This window comes from Acidipila rosea, from assembly GCF_004339725.1.
In the GTDB taxonomy this organism is placed as follows: Bacteria; Acidobacteriota; Terriglobia; order Terriglobales; family Acidobacteriaceae; genus Acidipila; species Acidipila rosea.
The window spans coordinates 208,009-229,636 of record NZ_SMGK01000005.1 but is presented as its reverse complement, the minus strand read 5'-3'; the positions used below and the strand labels follow the sequence as shown (position 1 = coordinate 229,636).

Genomic DNA, 21,628 nt, shown 5'->3' with positions numbered 1-21,628 from the left:
CCAGAACAGTCATCAGAACGCGTTCGCAGACCTCACCAATTCGTCAGCTTTCCAGTTCAGCGTGGATGGCAAATCCTTCGCCGTCCCAGCGAATCCCGAGAATATTTGGCTTGCAGCAGACCTGGCAGTCTTCAACATACTCCTGCCGTCTGCCCGCGGATTCATCCACGACAGTTTCATTCCACTCCCCACAGCCCGCGCATTGAAAACCTGCTGCGATCGGCATGGCAAATAACCCTCCCTAGTCTATAAGAAGGTTGCCTGTTTTAGCTGCTGGAGTTTTTCCCGTCCTTCTGTCCTGTCACATTTTGTACTTGCCGGACGATCACTCCGCTGCCCTATACTGCTGAGAGCGGTGCGCGACCGCATTTTTTACGCGCCGTCCTGAACCCCATCATGACCAGGCATGCAGCGCAACGCGGAGCAGACGGTCCTTCCATCCCGGACAAACTGTACTTTCGCATCGGTGAAGTCGCACGCCTTTGCGACGTCGAAACCTACGTCCTGCGCTTCTGGGAGACCGAATTCCCCCAGCTCAAGCCCAACAAAGGCGGCACCGGCCAGCGCCTCTATCGCAAACGCGACGTTGAAATGGCCCTTCGCATCAAGCGGCTGCTCCACGACGAGGGCTACACCATCGCCGGCGCGCGCCAGGTCTTCTCCAGCGAAACCCGCGACAGCGCCCCGCGCCCCCGCGAGCCCGAGCTCACTCCTTCCCGCGACGGCGCCGCCCGCGATGCCATGCCCCGCCTCGAGCGCGTCCGCCTGGAGCTCAGGGACATTCTGCAGATGCTCTCCAACGCGCCCGGCCACGCAGCCCGCCGCGAACACAAGACGCGCCGTGCCGGCGAAAGCACGAAAGACACCGGCCCCACCCTTTTCGGGATATAACTCCTGCCTACCCTCTTCGAATTGCAGTCCCAAGCCTCTCCAAGGAGAATGCCACCCATGACCACCGCCGAAATGCTGCTGCAGGACTTCGACAGCGAGATGTCCAACACGCGCCGCACCCTTGAGCGCGTCCCTGAAGGCAAAAACGACTATGCGCCCCATGAAAAATCCATGCCCATGGGCAAGCTCGCCATGCACTGCGCCACCCTCCCGCTCTTCGGCCAGTACCTGATCCTCGACGAGGGCATGGACATGGCCAACAGCAAGCGGCCGCATCCTGATTTCACCTTCAAGTCGCGCCAGGACTGCCTCGCGCAGTTCGACGCCAACGCCGCCGCCTGCCGCGCCGCCATCGCTTCCGCCTCTGACGAAGCCCTCGCCGCGCCCTGGCGCTTCACCTTCGGCGAGCAGCTCATCTCCAACGCATCTCGCTCCCTTTCCTTCAGGAGCATGTTCTTCAACCACCTCATTCATCACACCGCCCAGCTCGGCGTTTATCTCCGGCTCAACGACATCCCGGTGCCCGCGCTCTATGGCCCCTCCGCCGATGAGCAGTGGTCGCCCGGCAAGTAACAGCCTTGGCGGGGGCGCAAGCCTCCGCCTGCGGTTTCAGTAGGAGCGGACAGCTGCGACGTCTACAATAAGATTCGATCGTCAAAATAAACATAAGCATGGCTGTTTTCCGAGTTCTTACTGTCGCGGCTGTGACCGCGGCCACCCTCCTCCTGTCCGGCTGTCCGGGCGACCCGCCCGCCGCCTCGCCCGCGGCGAAGCAGCAGCAGGCCACCGCGCCTGCGCTCTCCGGCGCTCAGGGCGGCACGGCCTCTGCGGCTCCGGCCGCGCAGCAGCCAGCCTCGGAGGCTGCTCCAGCTCCGCCCATCAACGCGCAGCGCGACCAGTCTCTGATCGCCTCCGTTGAAAAGGCCTATCAGACCGGCGTCTCCAACTATCGCGACGGTCATCTTGAAGCCGCCCGCTCCAACTTCGATTACGCCGTCGATCTCATGCTCACCAGCGGTCTCGACCTCAGGAACGATCCCGCGCTCAGCGACGAGTTCGACCATGTCGTTGATGCCGTCAACACGCTTGAGATGGACGCCCTGCGCAGCGGCACCGCCCTCACCGCCCAGCAGCATCAGGACCAGGCGCCGGTCGACGTAGCCAATGACGTCACCTTCCCTGTCGATCCCGCCGTCAAGGCGCAGGCCCAGGCTGAACTCAAGACCACGCAGTCCGACCTTCCCCTCGTCATCAATGACTACGTCGCCAGCTACATCAATTTCTTCTCCAACACCCCCAAGGGACACAACACCATCGTCAACTCCCTCACCCGCGCCGGCCGCTACAAGGCGATGATCCAGCGCGTGCTGCGCGAAGAGGGCGTCCCGCAGGATCTCATCTATCAGGCTGTCGCGGAGTCAGGCTTCCGCCCCCAGGCCATCAATGCCCGTTCCGGCGCCGGCGGCATGTGGCAGTTCATGCCCTACGGCAGCTATGGCCTCGCGCGCAACGGCTGGTACGATGAGCGGCTCGATCCCGAGAAGGCCACCCACGCCTACGCTAACGAGATCAAGAAAATGTATGCCCAGTTCGGCGACTGGTATCTCGCCATGGCCGCCTACGACTGGGGCGCGGGCAACGTGCAGCGCGCCGTGCAGCGCACCGGCTATGCCGATTTCTGGGAGCTCTATCGCCGCAACAACCTGCCGCAGGAGACCAAGAACTACGTTCCGATCATTCTCGCCGTCACCATCATGGCAAAGAATCCTGCGCAGTATGGGCTCACCGGCCTCGTTCCCGACCCGCCTGAAGTCGTCGATACGGTGACCACCAACTACGCCGTCGACCTGCGCCTGGTCGCGGATACGGTCAACGCACCCGTTGAGGAGATCGCCGCGCTCAATCCCAGCCTGCTGCGCATGAGCACTCCGCCCGACGATTCCTTTGACCTTCATCTGCCTGTCGGGACCAGGGATCTGTACGAGAAGCGCATCGCCGAGATTCCGGAAGACAAGCGCCGCTCCTGGCGCTTCCACGTCCTCTCCCCTGGAGACACCCTCGCCAGCGTCGCCCACGAGTATCACGTCTCTGAGTCAGAGGTTGCCTTCGTCAATCAACTCGGCCACGATGGCGACCTTTCGAACACCGACTCGCTCGTCATTCCTCTGGCTCCCGCGGCTTCGCACTCACGCGTTAACTCCGCGGTCTATCGCGCACGCCGCGGCGACACTCTCGTCACCGTTGCCGATCGTTTCGGCGTCACGGTGGCGCAGTTGCGTCGCTGGAATCATCTCTCGTCGACCGTCATCACACCGGGTCGCAGACTTTATGTTGCCGAACCCGCACGCATCGTCACACATACTCGCAGAGCACACAGCAAGCGCACCTCCGCAACAGTGAAGAGCGCGGCGCCCGCGTCCAGCAAGCACAAACGCGCATCGCAGTGATCGGCACGCGACCGCATTCAGGAAAAATCTTTTGAGCAAAGATGCAGAGGATGTCATTAAACACTTGCGTTTAGTAGCTACCCGTTGCATGCTGTTGCTATAATCCGCGCGGCAGGGCATGAGCGCGCAGATAATAAAGCCGAAGCAAAGCCCCGGAGGCAATCGATGCAGGACGATCGCAAACTATACGCATTCAACGATGGCGAATTCGAACCGGAACTCGAAGACGATGATGCTGAAGAGCTCGAAGACGGCTTTGATGAAGACGAAGAAGAGGAAGAGATCATCATCGCGATCACTTCAGATGATGATGATGAAGACGATGCCGATATGAATGGTGACAGTGAAGAGTTTGCAGCAGCCCCTGTGCCTCAGGCAGTGAGTGCGCCTGCTCCGGCCAGGAAGGCTGCGAAGAAGGCCGCCCCCAGGGCGACCGCCGCAAAGAAAGCTGCCGCGAAAAAAGCGCCGGCCAAAAAGGCCCCCGCAAAGAAAGCAGCGGCAAAAAAGATGCCGGCCAAAAAGGCCGCAAAGAAGTCTGCAGCCAAGGCGCCCGCCAAGGGAGCCCGCAGCAGCGCAAAACCCGTGAAGAAGTCCACGGCAAGCAGTAAAAAATCTACTCAACGAGGTATTCCTTTGGCAGTGAAGAAGGTAGCAGCAAAGAAGACGGCGGCGAAGAAGACCGCGGTTAAGAAGACCGCAGCCAAGAAGACAGCGCCGGCCAAGAAGGCAGCAGCCAAGAAGGCCCCTGCCAAGAAGACCGCGGCAAAGAAGACCACCGCGAAAAAGGCAACCAAGGCAACAAAGGCAACGAAGACTGCAACAAAGGCCACCAAGAAGTAACACTGTAGTTTTCAGGCAAGCACAAAGGCCCGGCCAAGCGCCGGGCCTTTGTGCGTCTGCAGACAAATGCGACAATAAGCCTCAGCCATGCGCCGCATCTTTCCCGCTTCACTCCTCCTGTTCCCTGCCCTGCTTGCGGGCTGCGGCTACCATGCCGTCGAGAGCGCGGTGCATCTGCCTAAAACCGTTCACACCCTCGCCGTCGATCCCTTCGTCAACCACACGCAGTCCTACCACACTGAGGTTGACTTCACGCAGGCCGTCGTCCGCGAATTCAACAGCCGCACCAGCCTTCGCGTCGTGCCCGACAAGGCGCCCGCGGCGGTGGCCGACGCCACCCTCCACGGCGACATCAACACTTTTGAGATCATTCCTCTCACCTACAACGCGCAGACCGGCCAGTCGTCGAGTTACCTCATCTCCATCGGCGCCAGCGTGCGGCTCGTCGACCGGCACGGCAAGCTTCTTTATCAGAACAAGCGCTACCTCTTCCGCCAGCAGTATGAAACCACGCAGGACCCCGTCAGCTTCATTCAGGAAGACCCCGCCGCCGTCGAGCGCCTCGCCCGCGATTTCGCCCAGGCGCTCGTCTCCGATATTCTGGAGTCCTTCTGATGGGTGCAGGTTTCCAATCCGCGCAGCGCTTCATCGCCGAGGTCGAGAGCGGCAGGCTCAGGCCCGGCTACGTCTTCGCAGGCAACGAAATTTTTCTCTATGAACGCTGCCGCAAGGCCGTTCTCCGCCAGTTCGTGCCGCCCGACCTCCGCGACTTCTGCCTCTCCGAGTTCGATCTCGCGGAGACCAGCATCTTTGAGATACTCGACCTCGCGCGCACGCCCTCGCTCATGGCGCCTTTTCAGGTCCTCTTCGTCCGCAACCTCAAGCAGCTCTACACCCGCGGCGCCAAGAAGGACGAGTTCGCCGCCATCGACGCCTACTTCCGCTCCCCCAATCCGCAGGCGCTCGTCATCTTCGTCGCCGATCACATCCGCATCCCTTCCGATGTTCGCCGCATGGACATGGATGACAAGAACCGCTACGAGCGCATTCGCGAAACCCTCGCCGAGTGGTGCGGCATCGTCGAACTGGCACAGGCCGATGAGGCCGATGCCGTGCGCTGGATCGCTGCCGAGAGCGAGCGGCAGCAGCTTCGTTTCGATCCGGACGCGGCACGCGAGCTCGCCGACGCGCTCGGCGCTGACATGATGCTCATCGCCAACGAGTTTGAGAAGCTGTCCCTCTACGTCGGCATCAAGAAGCACGTCACCCTCGGCGACGTGGAGACGATGGTGCTCGCCGCCAAGCAGCGCTCCCTCTACGAGCTCACCGACGCCATCTCCTCCCGCGACCGCAAGCGCGCCCTCGAACTCCTCGAAGGCCTGCTCAACTCCTCCGACGGCGGCGAGGACTCGGCCATCGGCCACCTCTACATGCTCGCCCGCACCTTCCGCCAGATGCTCGTCATCCTCGAGAAGAATGTCCGCGACTCGCGCGCCATCTGGCAGGCCCTGTGGCAGGGCTTCCGCATGCCGCCCTTCGCCGCCGACGACCTCATCCGCCAGGCGCGCCGCTACAAGTCGCGCCGCGATCTCATGCGGGCGCTCCGTCTCATCGCCCGCGCTGACCTGGAGCTGCGCTCGCAGCCGCCTGACAAGCGCCTCGTCCTCGAGCGCCTCGTCATCGACCTCGCCAGCGAACCCAAAATCGCTCCGCCCTTTGAATCGCAGCAGTACGCGATGGATCTCTAGCGAGCCGCCGCCGGTACGCGCGCGCAATGGTAAACTCAAGATTCAGGCCGAACTCTTCGCTTAAGCGCCTCGCCCTGCATTCCAGATGGACAGCAAGCTCATACGCAATTTCGCCATCATCGCCCATATCGATCATGGCAAATCCACGCTCTCTGATCGGCTCCTGGAGCTGACCGGCTCACTTACCGCTCGCGAAATGCAGGCCCAGGTGCTCGACGCCATGGACCTCGAACGCGAACGCGGCATCACCATCAAGGCCCACGCCGTCCGCATGATGTATCCCGCGAAAGACGGCCAGATCTACCAGCTCAACCTCATCGACACCCCCGGCCACGTCGACTTCTCTTATGAAGTCTCGCGCTCCCTGGCATCCTGTGAAGGCGCGCTGCTTGTCGTCGATGCCTCGCAGGGTGTTGAGGCGCAGACCCTCGCCAACGCCTATCTCGCCATCAACAACGGGCTTGAGATCATCCCCGTCATCAACAAGATTGACCTGCCGTCGGCTGACATCGTGCGCACCCAGGAGATGATCGAGCAGGCCGTCGGCCTCGACGCCACCGATGCGCTGCCCGTCAGCGCCAAGACCGGCCTCGGCGTCCCCGATGTCCTCGAGGCCATCGTTCACCGCCTCCCTGCGCCGACCGGCGATATCGATGCCCCGTTGCAGGCCCTCATCTTCGACTCCTGGTTCGACGCCTATCGCGGCGTAGTCGTGCTCGTGCGTGTCATGCACGGCCGCCTCTCCAAGGGCATGAAGATCCGCCTCATGTCCAACGGCAAGACCTTCGACGTTGACTCCATGGGCGTGCTGACCCCCAAACCTGTCGAGATCAACGAGCTCTCCGCTGGGGAAGTAGGCTTCTTCGTCGCCACCATCAAGAACGTCGCCGACACCCGCATCGGCGACACCGTTACAGAAGAAGCTCGTCCCGCGCCCGCGCAGCTCCCCGGCTTTGAAGACATCAAGTCCATGGTCTTCGCCGGTCTCTACACCGTTGACTCCCACGAGCACACGCTGCTGCGCGACGCCCTTGAGAAGCTCCGCCTCAACGACTCTTCCTTCTTCTTTGAGCCGGAAAGCTCCGCGGCTCTCGGCTTTGGCTTCCGCTGCGGCTTCCTCGGCCTCCTCCACATGGAGATCATCCAGGAGCGGCTCGAGCGCGAGTACGACCTCGACCTCATCACCACCGCTCCCGGCGTCCGTTACAGGATCACCATGACCGATGGCTCGCTCCTTGAGGTCGACAACCCCTCCCGCTGGCCAGACCCCAGCGAAATCGAGTCCATCGAAGAGCCCATCATCACCGCCCGCATCCTCACCAATGAGGAATACGTCGGCGGCATCCTCAAGCTCGTCGAGGAGAAGCGCGGCCGCCAGAAGAACTTCGAGTACGTCACCCCCATCCGCGTCATGCTCACCTACGAGCTGCCGCTCAACGAAATCGTTCTCGACTTCTACGACCGTCTCAAGTCCGTCTCCCGCGGCTACGCCTCGCTCGACTATCAGCTTTCCGGCTCCTGGACTTCGCCCATGGTCAAGCTCGATATCCTCGTCTCCGGCGAGCCCGTCGACGCGCTCTCGATCATCGTCCACCGCGACTTCGCCTACGAACGCGGCAAGGCTCTGGTCGCCAAGATGCGCGAGCTCATCCCCCGCCAGCAGTTCGAGGTCGCCATCCAGGCCGCCATCGGCTCCAAGATCGTCGCCCGCGAAACCGTCTCCGCTCTGCGCAAAAACGTCATTGCCAAGTGCTACGGCGGTGATATCTCCCGCAAACGCAAGCTCCTCGAGAAGCAGAAAGAGGGCAAAAAGCGGATGAAGCGCATCGGCAAGGTCGAGATTCCCCAGGAAGCATTTCTGGCCGTTCTCAAAATCGGCGAAGATACCAGCGGTTAAGCAGATTTTGGCAGCCCTTGTCATCTCCCGTTCACACTGTTCTGTGGAAAGCTCACTTGGTTACTTTTGATTCCACGAAGAACGGCCTGCTAAGGCCCTTTAAACTTTGGTAACGGGATGCCTCTCATTCCGCACGAGTTATTCAGGGCCAGCCCGGTTACTTAATCTGCTCTATTGGCGCTTGCACCATGCCTTGTGCGAGGTGCGGCTTAAATTCCACAAAATTTTCCACATCCAGGCCGCAGTTTTGCAGCTCCCTCAAAAATCTCTCTTTTCGCATCTTTCCAACCCCTTTTGATGACCGCAGATACGCCGCTCTTCGCCCCGGCCCTGGCCGGCCATCGGCTCGTCCGCCCTCCGGATTCTCGTCAAATACTCCGTTTCTTTCCCATTAAAAGCCGGATTTGCCATTGACCGTGCTTCCGGCGCGAACCTATAATTTGCCCAGTTCCTGAGAACGTCCTCTGTCCGTGTTTCTGCTGTGCGTACCTGGGCCGTAGCCGGTCAGCAAGCCGCCTTTGACGAAGTACGAAGGAGGCAGGCCAGGAAGCGGAACCGCTCGCTTCCGCAGCATGTGCGGACGATCACCCTGAACTTTTAAGGAGTTTTTTATTTACATGAAGCGTTCGTTAACACTTGTTTGCCTGCTCGCGTCAGGCCTGACCACTGCCGCGCTGGCCCAGACTCCCGCTGCTGAACCCATGCCTAACGCCCCATCGACTGCGGGCGCCAGCGCTCCCACCGGAGCTACCAAAGTAGCCGTTATCATGTTCCAGCAGGTCGTGGCCCAGACGAACGAGGGCCAGCGTGACTTCTCTGAGCTCCGCCAGAAGTTCGAACCCAAGCAGGCCCAGCTCAAGAGCCAGAGCGACGAAATCGACTCCCTGAAGAAGGCCCTCCAGACCCAGGGCGCTAACCTCAGCGATGCCGAGCGTCAGCAGCGCCTCAAAACCATCGACGAGAAGGAAAAGTCCCTCCAGCGCTCCGCGCAGGATGCTCAGAGCGACTTCCAGACCGCTCTACAGGATACCTATAACCAGCTCGCGCAGAAGGTCTACGGCGTTCTCCAGGCCTATGTCCAGCAGAATGGCTATTCAATGGTGCTCGACGCCAGCCAGCAGCAGAGCCCCGTACTCTGGATGAACAACAGCTCCGACATCTCCAAGGCGATCGTCGACGCTTACAACACCAAATCTGGTGTACCAGCGCCTGCCAACCCGGCCCCAGCCGCTCCGGGCAGCTCGCCGGCACACGCGCCAACACACAGCACCACTCCGCGCACCACCCACCCCGCCAGCCACTAAAGCGATAGGTTGGTTGTACTTCCACAAGGCCCGCTATCGAGCGGGCCTTGTGTTTTGCTAGACGGTCGGCTGCACCAGCTCTGCCCGCAGCCCCGCCGCAGCCGCGCACATATTGCGGAGCGCAGCCATCACCTCCGGCCATCCCCTGGTCTTAAGGCCGCAGTCCGGGTTCACCCACAACTGCTCCGGCTTCAGCACCTTCACTGCCAGCCGCAGCAGGTTCGCCATCTCCTCGGCAGCAGGCACCCGCGGCGAGTGAATGTCATAGACGCCCGGCCCGATCTCATTCGGATAACCGAAATGCGAGAAGGCGTGCAGCAGCTCCATCCGCGACCGCGCTGATTCGATCGAGATCACATCGGCATCGAGCGCCGCAATCGACTCCAGCACATCCTCGAATTCGCAGTAGCACATGTGCGTATGGATCTGCGTCGCCGAAGCCGCTACCGAGGTCGCCAGCCTGAAGGCCTTCACCGCCCAGTCCAGATACTCCGCCCGTTCCCCAACGCGCAGTGGCAGTCCCTCGCGCAGGGCTGGTTCGTCGATCTGGAGGGCGCGCAGACCCGCAGCTTCCAGGTCCCGGACCTCTCCGCGCAGCGCCAGCGCAATCTGCCACGCGACCTCCCGCCGCGGCCGGTCGTCGCGCACAAAGGACCACTGGAGGATCGTGACCGGCCCCGTCAGCATGCCCTTTACCGGCTTCTCTGTCAGCGACTGGGCATAGCTGCTCCAACGCACCGTCATGGGCGCAGGCCGCGCCACATCGCCGTAGATCAGCGGCGGCTTCACGCAGCGCGAGCCATAACTCTGCACCCATCCATTCTGCGTAAAAGCGAAGCCCTGCAGCCGCTCTCCGAAATACTCCACCATGTCATTCCGCTCAAACTCGCCGTGCACCAGCATGTCGAGGCCAATCTCCTCCTGGGCGCGAATGCACTCTTCGGTCGCCGCCTTCAGGAAGACCTCGTAGTCCACCGTCGAGAGCGTGCCGCTGCGCCATCGGCTGCGCGCCTTGCGCACCTCCGCCGTTTGCGGAAACGACCCAATCGTCGTCGTAGGCAGCAGCGGAAGATCGAGTTCCCTTCTCTGCTCGTGGACGCGGACCGGGTAGCTTTCCGCCCGCGCGAACATGCTCTCGTCCAGACACCGCATCGCCTCACGCACCTTCGCGTCGAAGCTGCTCGGCGCAGCGGCCCGCTCTCGCTGCAGCTCCGCATTACGCGCGAACTCCTGCACAGCCGCCTCGGGACCTGCGGCAATCGCCGCCAGCTCATCCAGCTTCTCCGTTGCGAAGCTGAGCCACCTTCCCAGGCTGCCCGGCAGCGCTGCCTCGGTTGCCGCGCTATGCGGCACATGCAGCAGCGAGCAGCAGGGTGCGATCTGCACCCGCGCCGCCCCCAGTTCCCTCGTCGCTGTCTCTACCAGGGCATAGGCCTTCGCGAGGTCGGCAATCCAGATGTTGCGCCCGTCTACGCACCCCAGGCTCAGCACCTGCCCTGGCTGCACTGCACACAGCGCCTCCGGCAGCTGCTCCGGCCCTCGCACCAGGTCCAGGTGCACGCCCGCAACCGGCAGGGAAAATGTCAGCGGCAGGTTCTCGCCCAGTGAGCCGAAGTAGATCGTCAGCATCAGCTTCACCGGCGTCTCCGCGAGCCGCTCGTAGACGGTTCGGTAAGCTGTCCTGTACTCCTCAGGAAGGTCTGTAACCAGCGCTGGCTCGTCCATCTGCACCCATTCCGCACCCGCGGAGTGCAGCGCTTGAAGCAGCGCGGCATACGCCTCCACCATCCGCGGCAGCAGCGCCAGTGGATCGACGCCGTCTACTGATTTGCCCAGTCGCAGCAGCGTCACCGGACCCACCAGCACAGGCCGCGTCACGATGCTCAGCTCGCGCGCCTCCAGAAACTCGCCCACCGCCTTTGCCGCGCAAACCTCAAAGGGCAGATCAGCCGACCACTCCGGCGCCAGGTAGTGATAGTTTGTGTCGAACCACTTCGTCATCTCCATCGCCGTCTGCAGCTGGCTGTTGCGCGCCATGCTGAAGTAGCGTTCCGCGGTAACGGCTCCAGCGCCGAATCGCGCAGGGGTTGCCCCCAGCGCCACCAGCATATCGAGCACCTGGTCATAGAGTGAGAAATCGTTCGACGGCACAAGGTCGATGCCGTGTTCCTTCTGCAACTGCCAGTGACGGCGCCGCAGTTCTGCGCCGGTTGCGAGCAGCGCCTCTTCCGTGACGCGGCCCTTCCAGTAGTCTTCCAGGGCAAACTTCAGCTCCCGGTGAAGACCGATACGAGGAAAGCCAGGATTGGCGGTGGTGAAACGTGGTGCGTTCATTGGCGATGGGTCCCTTTCGTGAAATAGGAACCACCCGTGCGCTGTCATATCCGGTGCGCCAGCCCAGTCCACGAGGCCAGTTCCCACGCGCGCACGCCGCAGATTTTCTGCGGGGGTGGCGTCCAGGCCGGTCTTCGGACTCTGGGCTGCCTACTGGACGCCGCTTCCCATTTCTCGCGAAACAGTGCGTGGCCGCGGGGGCCGTGCGTCGTTCGTTCCCATTACCGCTGCGGGACAGTACCGGATTCTCACCGGTTTCCCGTTTAACAAAACCCGTGGGTTTTGCACCTTGACGTTGCCAGTGTACTTGAAGCGTTCCGCCGGCGCCGCCACGCCGCCGGTTACAATCAGACAGTGCAGCCAATTATTCGCGCTGAAAACTTAAGCAAGATCTATCGCGCCGGCAAGGTTGAAGTTCCGGCCCTCCGCAACGTTTCCTTCGAGATTGAACCCGGCGAATTCGTCTCCGTCGTCGGCCCATCCGGCAGCGGCAAATCGACGCTCTTCTACGTACTCGGCGGCCTCACGCGCGCGACCTCCGGCCGCATGACCATTGACGGCGTCGACTTCGCAACGCTCACCGACGCCGAGCGCACCAAGATGCGGCGCTCCAAGATCGGCTTCGTCTTCCAGAAGTTCAACCTGCTGCCGACGCTCTCCGCTATGGGCAATATTGAGATTGCCTACAGCATCTCAGGCCGACAGGAGCCGATGGACCACGCCTATCTCGAGCACCTCACCAGCCTGCTCGGCATCCGCGGGCGTCTCCATCATCGTCCTTCCGAGCTCTCGGGTGGGGAACAGCAGCGCGTCGCCATTGCGCGTGCCCTCATCACTCATCCAGCCATCGTGCTCGCCGATGAGCCGACCGGCAACCTCGATACCAAGAACTCCGACGCCGTCCTCGGCATGCTGCGGCGATCCAATCAGGAGTTCAAGCAGACCGTGCTGATGATCACGCATAATCCCGAGGCCGCAGCGATCGCCGACCGCATCCTCCACATGCGCGACGGGGAGATCGTAAGCGTCGAAAGCGGCCGCGGAAGGCAGCCTCGAGGAGAATCATTATCAAACGATAACAATTCTCCTTCGCGGGCTTTTCCCGCACCATAAGTGGTGCAAAATCGGGCGGAATTGACCAGAATTGCGCCGCCCCTTTATACTCAGCAAGTACTAAGCGGGAGTAGCTCAGTGGTAGAGCATCGCCTTGCCAAGGCGAGGGTCGCGGGTTCAAGTCCCGTCTCCCGCTCCAGTCAGCCCGGCCCACCCACGGGGCAGCAGTTAAAGGTTGACTTCCCACCGGCACGATGACGTAATCTATCCCGTTCCAGGGGCGCGGTACCCAAGTGGTAAGGGAGAGGTCTGCAAAACCTTTATGCGTCGGTTCGATCCCGACCCGCGCCTCCAGCCTTCTTAAATCCAAATCACAAAATCTGTCCCCAGCCGCCGCCGCCGGGCGTTTCAAGACGAATCACATCGCCCTTCGCTGCGGGAATGCTGCACTTGCCGGGCAACTGGGTCGTCTCGCCGTTATGCAGGTGCGATATCTTGCCGGGCATTCCGGGCTCTCCTCCGTTGAGTCCGTAGGGAGCGGTCTTCTGCCGATCGGCCAGCAGTGTAACCTGCGCATCGGCGAGCAGCTCGACTTCCTTGATGAGGCCGTTGCCGCCGCGATGCAATCCTCGTCCGCCTGAGCCAGGGCGATAGGAATACCGCAGCACCCGCAGCGGATACGCATACTCCAGAGCCTCAACCGGAGTGTTGAGAGAGTTGGTCATGTGGGTGTGCACTCCGGAGAGACCGTCCCACCCGCTCATCGCACCCATGCCGCCCGCAGTCGTCTCATAGTACGCAAAGGATGAACCGCTGCGCGGATCGACGCCGCCAATGGTGAGGTTAGACATCGTCCCGGAACTTGCGGCGGGAATGCGCTCGGGGATCGCCTTTGCCAATGCCCGCAGAAGAACATCGACGATACGCTGTGAGGTCTCGACATTGCCGCCGGCGACCGGGCCTGGCAGCTCGGCGTTGACGATGCTGCCCTTCGGCGCGGTGAGTGTGACAGGTCGCATCAGCCCCGCGGTGGCCGGAGCATCCACCGGCAGCAGACAACGAAAGACGTAGTAGACCGCCGAGTAGGTAATCGCCAGCACTGCGTTGAGGCTGCTCGCCACCTGTGGACTGGAGCCGGAAAAATCGATATGCGCCGTTGCAGTGGCAGGGTCCAGATCGATGCGGACGTGAATGGGAAGAGCGGCGCTGCCGGCGCCATCATCGTCAAGAACGTCCTCGGCCTCGAAGCTGCCTGCAGGCATGCGCGAAAGCTCCGCGCGGGTCAGCCGTTCGGAGTAGTTCAACAGCTCCCCGCACAGCAGGCGAATGGTTGCAGGCTGATATTTGGCAATGAGTTCCGCCAGGCGCAGCTCAGCCACATGGCAGGCTCCTATCTGCGCCTGCAGATCGCCCTCGCGCTCCAGGGGCGTGCGCACATTGTCGAGGATCATCCGCAGCAGATCGGAGTTGATTTCGCCGCGCCGGACAATTTTGACCGGAGGAATACGCAAACCCTCCTGATAGATCTCGCGGCACAGGCCCATGGAGCCGGGATATTGCCCGCCGACATCTGCATGATGCGCGCGTGCCGCCGCGTAAAACACCGGCGTCTCGCTCGTTGCAGAGAAAATGGCGACAACCATCGTGATGTCGGGAAGGTGCGTTCCTCCCTGATAGGGATCGTTGAGGATCGCGATATCGCCGCGCTCCAGCGTGAGAGCAGTGATCGCGGCCTTGACCGACATTGGCATCGACCCAAGGTGAACGGGCATGTGGTCGCCCATCGCAATGACCTGGCCATCGCCATCGAAGACGGCGCAGGAGTAGTCGCGACGCTCCTTGATGTTCGGAGAGAAGGCCGTGCGCCGCAGCGCCGCTCCCATCTCCTCGGCAATGGAGTGGGTTGCGCTCTTGAAGATAGAAACGTCAATCAGGCTGATCGGCTTCTGATACGGCATGGTGGACTCTGTTGGGCTCATTTCGCTGCGACCTCGATCAGCAGATTGCCGTAAGTATCGACGGAGACGACATCGCCTGCCGGCAGAACGGTCGTTGAACTGTATTCAGTAATCAGCGCAGGGCCCGGGAAAGAATCTCCCGGCCTCAGCTTTTCACGCGCATAGACGGGGGTCTCATGCCAGGAGCCGTTGAAATGAACACGCCTGTGCTTGAGAAGCGCCTGGCTGCCATCCCCTGCTTCAAGAGGCCTCCGGGGCAACTCCACTGGCTCCGCTTCCAGGATGAAGCGCACGCGCAGACTGACCACTTCGATGGTTCGCGATGGGTCGGAATAGCCATAGCGCGCCCGATGCGCCTCATGAAAATCTCTATCCATGTACGGTCCCGCCTGCACATTCAACTCATAGCCCTGCCCGTAGTAGCGCATATCTGCAGAGCGCACGACCCTGACCGTCGCGCCTTCGCCGCCAAGTTCTTGCCGCCCCCGCTCTTCGAGCCGCGCAAAGTATGGCTCCAGCGACTGCCCGCCAAAGGGCAGCATCACGGTTCGGGAAAAGTCGCGCACAGTATCCGAGAGCAGGATGCCCAATGCAGAAAGTGCTCCTGGCATGATGGGCACGAGCACGCGCGGAATTGACAACGCTCTCGCCAGCTCACATGCGTGCAGCGGGCCTGCTCCTCCAAAGGACAGCAGAGTGAACTCCCGTGGATCGTAGCCACGCTCGACGGAGATGACACGGATCGCCTTCTCCATCGCAACCTCCGCCAACAGAACTACACCGGAGGCGAACTGCTCGATGGTCTCTTCCGTAGCAAATCTGCCCGCACATGCGCGGGCGCGGTCTTCATCGAGGGTCATCGCGCCGCCCAGAAAGTTTTGCGGATCGAGCCGGCCAAGCAGCAGGTTAGCGTCCGTAACGGTCACTCCGTCGCCACGGCCGTAACATGCAGGGCCCGGATCGGCGCCTGCCGACAGCGGACCGACATGCAGAATGCCGCCTGCATCCATGTATGCAAGCGAACCTCCCCCGGCGCCAACCGTGTGTATATCCAGCATCGGCGAAGCCACGGGCATTCCTGAGACAGATGACTCCTTCGTGATCTGCGGACCACCGGCGCGGCCATCGATGAGAGAAACATCGGTGGATGTGCCGCCCATATCGAAGGCGATCACTTTATCGAAGCCAGCCAGTCCAGCGATGCGGTAAGCTCCGATGACTCCACCAGCCGGCCCTGACAGCACCGTGCGCACCGGCTCATCAATGGCGACAGGCGCGGCGATGATGCCACCGGACGACTGCATCACATGCAGATCTCCAGGCGGATAAGTGCCCGTCAACGAATTGGAGAGATTCCTGAGATACGCACCTACTTTGGGCGAAAGATAGGCGTTCACGACGATTGTCGAGGCGCGCTCATATTCGCGGAACTCCGGCAGGATGAGATGCGAGACGGAGAGCGGCAGCCCGAGCCGGGCCAGCGCTGCAGCCGCCTTGCGCTCGTTCTCAGGATTGGCGAATGAGAAGAGGAGTGAGAGAGCAATCGCCTGTGCGCCGCTGGCACGAACGGCGTCGCACAGCTCGTCAAGCTGCCCGGGAGTGGGCGAAAGCAGAATCTCACCCGTTGCACTCGTCCGCTCCCGGAGCCCGAAGCGCAGCTCGGGTGGAACAAGCGCAGGTGGCTGCGGCTGCGACCACTCATATAGCAACTGCCGAGTTTGTCTCCCGATGGCGATGGTGTCTTCAAAGCCGCTGGTGGTGACAAAGGCGACCCGCGCACCCTTTCGTTCCAGCATCGCGTTTGTGCCAACGGTCGTGCCATGGCGCACAGAGATGTCGGCGCCAGCGGGGACAAGCCTTCCAATGGCGTCGAGAATGGCCTGGGAAGGATCTGAGGGTGTCGAAAACACCTTGGTCAGCTGCAGCGAACCGGCTTCAAGAGAAACGCAATCCGTAAAGGTTCCGCCACTGTCGATGGCTAAGCGCATCAGGCCTCGCTCTCTGTCTGAATGTCCATCCCGATGTTCCTTCTTCTTCTCCAAATCAAAGGCGCCGCCTGCTTCTGGTCTGCATGGATTGCCTGGCTGATGGTTCAAGGCTGATGGAGTTGATTTCAGACGCAAGCTCGGAATTCTGCGATGCAAAATCAAGGCTCATGGTGCGCGCAATCGTCTTCAGAACATGTTCGGAGGATTTTTGTCGCGCCACCTCCGGTTTGCGCGCCTTGATGGCCCGGACAATTTCGCGATGCTCCTGGGCCAGATCCACGCCAAAGCTATCCATTGAGATCACCATGTAAAAGTAGCGGATCAGGCGTGCCTGCAGATTCGCCGTGATTTCGGCAAAGAGCTCATTTCCACTAGCTGCCGCGATCTCGACGTGGAGGTTCTGGTTCCACTCAAGAAAGGTGTGATAACTGGACTTCTGGCCGGTGTGGTACTCGTAGTTGGCCCAGCGCTCGATACTCCGGATCTGCTCAGCGCTTGCCCGCTCAGCAGCCAGGGCAGCTGCCGCCGGATCGATGACGAGTTGGACCTCGTGGAGGTTGCGAAACTCTGCAACGGTGAGCGGAGCAATGAAGTAGCCGCGGAAAGGAACGATGTGGATCAGGGATTCTTCCTGCAGGCGGCGGCAGGCCTCCCGCACTGGTGTCCGGCTCGCTCCGTAACGGGCGCAGAGCTCAGCCTCAGAGACAGAGGCTCCGGGAGCAAACTCTCCGCCAATGATGTCGTTTCGCAGTTCGAGATGAACGCGGACCGCTTCCGTCATAGGCCCACCTTGATGTACAACCTGTATACAATTGGCATCTAAAACCCACAATAAAGCAAAGAGCCTGCCACGACAAACGCAAATATTTGCGGATTGTCTCGGTATTTCCTTATTTCTAGAGCTAATAAATAGTTTTTATTAAGCATTGACATTCTGATTTTTAAATTCTATAAGCAGAACACACCGGTGTAGGCAACTCCCATATTTGGTCGGCCCGCTTGACTTGGTCGAGGCGACTTCAAGCCTCGTCAAGATGGAGGAGACATGCGAGTACCGGTAGCTTTCCGCGCATTCACGGTTGTATTGGTTCTGGCCCTCGCGCCAGTTAGCCGGTGCTTTGCTCAGGCCAGCGCGGCGGACATTCAGGGCACTATCACCGACCCGTCAGGTGCAGCAGTGGCCAACGCGACCGTCAGCTTGAGGAATGCGGACACGGGCGTCGTCGTGAAACTGGCAGCGCCGAGCGGCTCTTATCGCTTTCTCGATTTGAATCCGGGGCACTACACGTTAACGGTAGAGGCTCCTGACTTCTCTGCCGAGACGGTCGCCAACATCAATCTCCAACTCGGGTCGCATCTTCAGCAGAATTTGAGTCTGAAGCTGGGGAGCACGCAGCAGTCCGTCACCGTAGTCGCGGACAATGGCCAGGTGGATACCAGCACCAACGTCGTCGGCGGAGTTATCAGCAATCGCCAGATCAACACGCTGCCGCTCAATACCCGCCAGTATCTCAACCTCGCCCTGCTGATGCCCGGCACCAGCCAGGATGCTTCGCGCACCTTCTACAACAACGTACAGATCGGTGGCGGCGGCACCTTCTACGCGAATGGCTTCAGAGTAGACGGCGTATCAAACAACTGGGCAGAGCAGGGAGAGCCACGGCAGAATTTTCCGGAAGGCGCAGTGCAGGAGTTTAAGGTAGATATCACCCAGTACCCTGCCGAGTATGGACTCTCCGAGGGCGGACTGGTCACCATTGCCACCAAGAGCGGCACCAATGAATATCATGGCGAACTCTTTGAATACTTCCGCAATCAGGACCTGAATCACCTGAACAAGTTTCAGCAAGCGACAGAGAAGCAGCAGGGCACAGGCACGCCTCCATTCCTCCGCAACCAGTTTGGCGGGGATATGGGCGGCCCCATCATCCAAGACCGTACTCACTTCTACGCTGCCTATGAAAGAACGCAGACCGACGACTCTTACACTATCTTCACCTCTGAGCCGCAGTTCTATGGGGCGATGGCGGGAACCTTTGATGAGCCCAGCCATGACCAGATGCTGACGGGGCGCGTCGATCACCAGATCAGCAACTCACAGCAGATGTTTGTCCGCTATGCGCAGGAGTGGAATCTCTATACAGCCCAGGGTTGCGGCGGCAGTAACCTTCGCTTCTGCTACGACGGGCTTATTCCCCGATGGGCGATTGTAGGCGGCCACACCTGGACACTCTCGCCCACACTGCTCAATGATTTCCGATTCCAATACGGGCGCTCCGCGTATGAGCTTGGCCCCCACGGCTCACCAATCCCCACAAACGCCAAGAAGCTTTCCGATTCGACGCTCAATGAATTGCAGCGCGGCTATGTCTTTCCGAGCTTTAGCTATGGATACGGTTATGCCGAGGTTGGCGTGGAGCAGCGCTATGAGGCCCTGGATACCGTTTCGCTGGAGAAGGGCAAGCATTCCCTGAAGACAGGCTTTGACGTCAGTATCATCCCCTTCACTGACGTGACGGCGGTCAATTACAACGGCACATATTTCTTCAGCACGGACCAGGTATTCAATCCAAAGGATCCCGCGACTCTGGCTGCGCTGACTAATCCCGTAAGCTTCAGCTCTTCTACGCCGTCGCTTTCTAATACCGAAGACACGCGCCAGCTTGGTATCTTCGTTGAGGATTTCTGGAAGCCGACGGATCGGCTCACCCTCGAGATGGGGTTACGGTATGACCGCGAGTTTGGCTCCTTCAATGAACAACTGGCCAACACGACGCTGCCGAGCCGCGTGCCTTTCATGGGCGATCCAGGCAAGCGTGGCGATGAGAATAACTTTGCCCCTCGACTAGGATTTTCGTTTGATCCGGGCGGTAAGGGCCGAGATGTTCTAAGGGGCGGCTTCGGCATCTACTATGGGAACATTCAGACGCTTCAGAACTTCAATGAGCTTCGTGATCTTGCGCAATGCAACGTCTCACTGAATAACCCCTCATACCCAAACCCATACGGGTCGGGAACGGCGGCGCAGTTCTGCTCCACTGCTGCACCTATCGTGACTGTGCTTGCGCCGAATATTCAGAACCCATATTCGGAGCAGACATCACTCGGCTACTCGCGCCAGGTGTCACCTAACCTGTCGATCAATATCGATGGGCTCTACACACACACGCTCCGCGACTACCGGGTGTTTGACCTCAACTACCCCTACAGCGGAGCGCGTCCTCTTACAACATGGAATCAGATTCTGCAGCATGCGCCGGAAGGGGCAGCCAAGTATGGAGCGCTCTTTGTCCGTGTCGATAAGCGTTTCGCGAACCGATACATGTACACCGTCTCCTACACGTACTCCTCTTCACGCGACAACAACCCACAGGGGACGCTCGTAAACTACTCTCAGCCGCAGCTGGACTGGGGCCCGAGTGCGATCGATCGCCGGCACGCACTGGTGGCGAGCGGAACCTTTCTGATTCCCGGCAATGTAATGCTCGGCGCAATCTGGACCCTCCGCTCTTCTCTGCCCTTCAGTTCCTTTTCTGGAAGCGTCAACGCGGATGGCACCACCCAGTATGTTCCTGGCACTTCGCGCAACCAGGGCAACCGGAGCCTGAGCCTTGCCGCTGTGAACGCCTATCGGACAACGACCGGAGCGGCAACGGTAAACCATATTGACAGCAGCGCCTATGACAGCCTCGACCTGCGCGCGTCGCGCAGTTTCTTTACCCACGGCCAGAAGAGTCTGGAGATCCTTGGCCAGGTATTCAATGTAACTGGGCATGAAAACCTGTTGAACAGCGCGATGACAACCAGTGCACGCTCAGCTACCTTTGGAACGATTACGAACGCAAGTAATCTGCAACAGGTGGAGCTCGCGGCGCATTTCGTTTTCTAGATGGAAGCAGCGACTACTCTTCAGGAGAAAGACTAGAGGATCGACATTGACGTGGAGGTTCGGAACGATTGCAGGGACCGCTGTTCTTCTGGGTGGAAACATCTTCAGCTCGGCGGCCCCCGCGCAACAGAGAGAGCTTAGGAACTACATGAAACCTCTTCCTGCCAAATCCGCAGTTGTCATCGGTTCAGCGGAGGCCACGTCCATTGCCGCCTTTCCGCTGTCCTGCATCGATCACCCGCAGGCGGCTCCTGAGCATGCAGGAGCGTATCTCTGGGCGTTCGGATCCAAGCCGTTCATCCCGGAGGGATACGACAAGAGCCGCGCTTTCTATGGCTGCTATGACTGGCACTCCGCGGTAAACTCCTTGTGGACCATGGCCGTACTTACTCAGGCCTATCCTGATCTACCGCTTGCGCCGCTAATGCGCGAAAAGCTGAAGAAGCATCTCGGTAAATCAAATCTCGCAGGCGAACTCTCATTCTTCAAGCAGGCCAAGGACTTCGAGAAACCGTACGGCTATGCGTGGCTGATCAAGCTCCACGCGGAGATGGCGCGCTGGGATAACGCTGACGCCAAGGTGATGACCGCAGACCTGTCGCCACTCCGGGATTTCTTCAGCGGCAGGCTTGTTGACTACTTCAACGAACTACCCTACGCAACGCGGAGTGGCATTCACCAGAACACTGCCTTTTCGATGAATCTCGTTCTCGATGCCACAGAACTGGTGCCAGATCCTCCGCTGCATGATGCAGTGGTGCGCGCAGCAAAACGCATGTTCCAGAACGACCGGCACTGCCCCACGGCTTATGAGCCTGGAGGTGCAGACTTTCTCTCACCCTGCCTGACGGAAGCCAAGCTAATGGGGCGGGTACTGGGGCAGAAAGCATTTCTGCCCTGGCTGGATCAGTTTCTGCCGCCGACTGGCTCGGAAGAGTTCAAACCATTGACTACAGCGGTCGATGTGAAAGGAATCACCTCTGAAGATCTGCTGGCCGGCAAGTCACACCTCATCGGGCTGGCATGGCAGCGGGCCGAGGCCATGCTGGCGATTGCAGCCCTGCTGCCGCCAACCGATCCAAGAGTACCGATATTTCACCGCCTCGCCACAATTAATGCCGAGCAAGGACTCGCCTCGCTCACACAGGCTGGATATCTAGGTTCACACTGGCTGGGAACCTTCGTCGCCATGTACATGAAGACTGCAGCTCCGACCGACGCAATTCCGTCCGCAAGGAGTAGTGTTCCCGGCGCTTCCCATCCATAGATCACGACTATT

At 60.4% G+C, this 21,628-nt stretch carries 16 protein-coding genes, 2 tRNA genes and 1 riboswitch; of the genes, 13 read left to right on the top strand and 5 right to left on the bottom strand.

Annotation, left to right across the window (positions count from 1 at the left end):
- Positions 1-43: 43 nt before the first annotated feature.
- Positions 44-226: a CPXCG motif-containing cysteine-rich protein gene (locus C7378_RS14710; protein ID WP_131998425.1), complete on the bottom strand. Its 183-nt coding sequence runs from the start codon at positions 224-226 to the stop codon at positions 44-46.
- Positions 227-396: 170 nt separating this feature from the next.
- Here C7378_RS14710 and C7378_RS14705 point away from each other — a divergent pair, with 170 nt between their 5' ends.
- The 8 genes from C7378_RS14705 to C7378_RS14670 all read left to right on the top strand — a co-directional run bounded on the left by C7378_RS14705 (position 397) and on the right by C7378_RS14670 (position 9,127).
- Entirely contained in the window at positions 397-891 is a 495-nt protein-coding gene (locus tag C7378_RS14705) for a MerR family transcriptional regulator (protein WP_131998423.1), read from the top strand.
- A 57-nt stretch (positions 892-948) separates the two neighbouring features.
- The gene (locus tag C7378_RS14700; RefSeq protein ID WP_131998420.1) at positions 949-1,464 is read left to right on the top strand and encodes a DinB family protein; all 516 of its coding nucleotides are present in this window, start codon (positions 949-951) and stop codon (positions 1,462-1,464) included.
- A gap of 98 nt (positions 1,465-1,562) precedes the next feature.
- Positions 1,563-3,338, top strand: coding sequence for a lytic transglycosylase domain-containing protein (locus C7378_RS14695; protein WP_165876826.1), 1,776 nt, complete (start codon positions 1,563-1,565; stop codon positions 3,336-3,338).
- 165 nt (positions 3,339-3,503) lie between these two features.
- Entirely contained in the window at positions 3,504-4,178 is a 675-nt protein-coding gene (locus C7378_RS17860; protein ID WP_207901447.1) for a hypothetical protein, read from the top strand.
- Between the two features lie 87 nt (positions 4,179-4,265).
- Positions 4,266-4,793 carry an LPS assembly lipoprotein LptE gene (gene lptE / locus C7378_RS14685; protein WP_131998417.1) on the top strand — a complete coding sequence of 176 codons (528 nt, stop codon included), beginning with the start codon at positions 4,266-4,268 and terminating at the stop codon, positions 4,791-4,793.
- Positions 4,793-5,926 (top strand): DNA polymerase III subunit delta, encoded by a 1,134-nt coding sequence (holA, locus tag C7378_RS14680; RefSeq protein WP_131998414.1) that lies wholly within the window; start codon positions 4,793-4,795, stop codon positions 5,924-5,926. Before lptE ends, holA begins: the two co-directional genes overlap by 1 nt.
- Before the next feature lie 85 nt (positions 5,927-6,011).
- Entirely contained in the window at positions 6,012-7,823 is a 1,812-nt protein-coding gene (gene lepA, locus C7378_RS14675; protein ID WP_131998411.1) for a translation elongation factor 4, read from the top strand.
- 617 nt (positions 7,824-8,440) lie between these two features.
- Positions 8,441-9,127 (top strand): OmpH/Skp family outer membrane protein, encoded by a 687-nt coding sequence (locus C7378_RS14670; protein ID WP_131998408.1) that lies wholly within the window; start codon positions 8,441-8,443, stop codon positions 9,125-9,127.
- A 57-nt stretch (positions 9,128-9,184) separates the two neighbouring features.
- Here C7378_RS14670 and metE read toward each other — a convergent pair whose 3' ends face one another.
- Positions 9,185-11,461, bottom strand: a complete 2,277-nt coding sequence (gene metE / locus C7378_RS14665) for a 5-methyltetrahydropteroyltriglutamate--homocysteine S-methyltransferase (RefSeq protein WP_131998405.1) — start codon at positions 11,459-11,461, stop codon at positions 9,185-9,187.
- Between the two features lie 108 nt (positions 11,462-11,569).
- Positions 11,570-11,768, bottom strand: a riboswitch (cobalamin riboswitch).
- 47 nt (positions 11,769-11,815) lie between these two features.
- On the opposite strand from metE, the gene C7378_RS14660 reads away from it, so the two are divergent.
- The 3 genes from C7378_RS14660 to C7378_RS14650 all read left to right on the top strand — a co-directional run bounded on the left by C7378_RS14660 (position 11,816) and on the right by C7378_RS14650 (position 12,868).
- On the top strand, positions 11,816-12,574 hold the full coding sequence (locus C7378_RS14660; RefSeq protein ID WP_131998402.1) for an ABC transporter ATP-binding protein: 759 nt from the start codon (positions 11,816-11,818) through the stop codon (positions 12,572-12,574).
- A 64-nt stretch (positions 12,575-12,638) separates the two neighbouring features.
- Positions 12,639-12,713 (top strand) — tRNA-Gly (locus C7378_RS14655).
- Between the two features lie 80 nt (positions 12,714-12,793).
- A tRNA-Cys gene (locus C7378_RS14650) sits at positions 12,794-12,868 on the top strand.
- A 17-nt stretch (positions 12,869-12,885) separates the two neighbouring features.
- Here the strand turns inward: C7378_RS14650 and C7378_RS14645 are convergent.
- Genes C7378_RS14645 through C7378_RS14635 form a run of 3 tightly spaced genes read right to left on the bottom strand, consistent with a single transcriptional unit; the run spans position 12,886 to position 17,241 of the window.
- Entirely contained in the window at positions 12,886-14,493 is a 1,608-nt protein-coding gene (locus C7378_RS14645; RefSeq protein ID WP_243648277.1) for a hydantoinase B/oxoprolinase family protein, read from the bottom strand.
- Positions 14,490-16,460: a hydantoinase/oxoprolinase family protein gene (locus tag C7378_RS14640; RefSeq protein ID WP_131998399.1), complete on the bottom strand. Its 1,971-nt coding sequence runs from the start codon at positions 16,458-16,460 to the stop codon at positions 14,490-14,492. Before C7378_RS14640 ends, C7378_RS14645 begins: the two co-directional genes overlap by 4 nt.
- 55 nt (positions 16,461-16,515) lie before the next feature.
- Entirely contained in the window at positions 16,516-17,241 is a 726-nt protein-coding gene (locus C7378_RS14635) for a GntR family transcriptional regulator (protein WP_131998396.1), read from the bottom strand.
- Positions 17,242-17,505: 264 nt separating this feature from the next.
- Here C7378_RS14635 and C7378_RS14630 point away from each other — a divergent pair, with 264 nt between their 5' ends.
- On the top strand, positions 17,506-20,349 hold the full coding sequence (locus tag C7378_RS14630; protein WP_131998393.1) for a TonB-dependent receptor: 2,844 nt from the start codon (positions 17,506-17,508) through the stop codon (positions 20,347-20,349).
- A 148-nt stretch (positions 20,350-20,497) separates the two neighbouring features.
- Entirely contained in the window at positions 20,498-21,616 is a 1,119-nt protein-coding gene (locus C7378_RS14625; RefSeq protein WP_131998390.1) for a DUF2891 family protein, read from the top strand.
- The last annotated feature ends 12 nt before the right edge of the window (positions 21,617-21,628 follow it).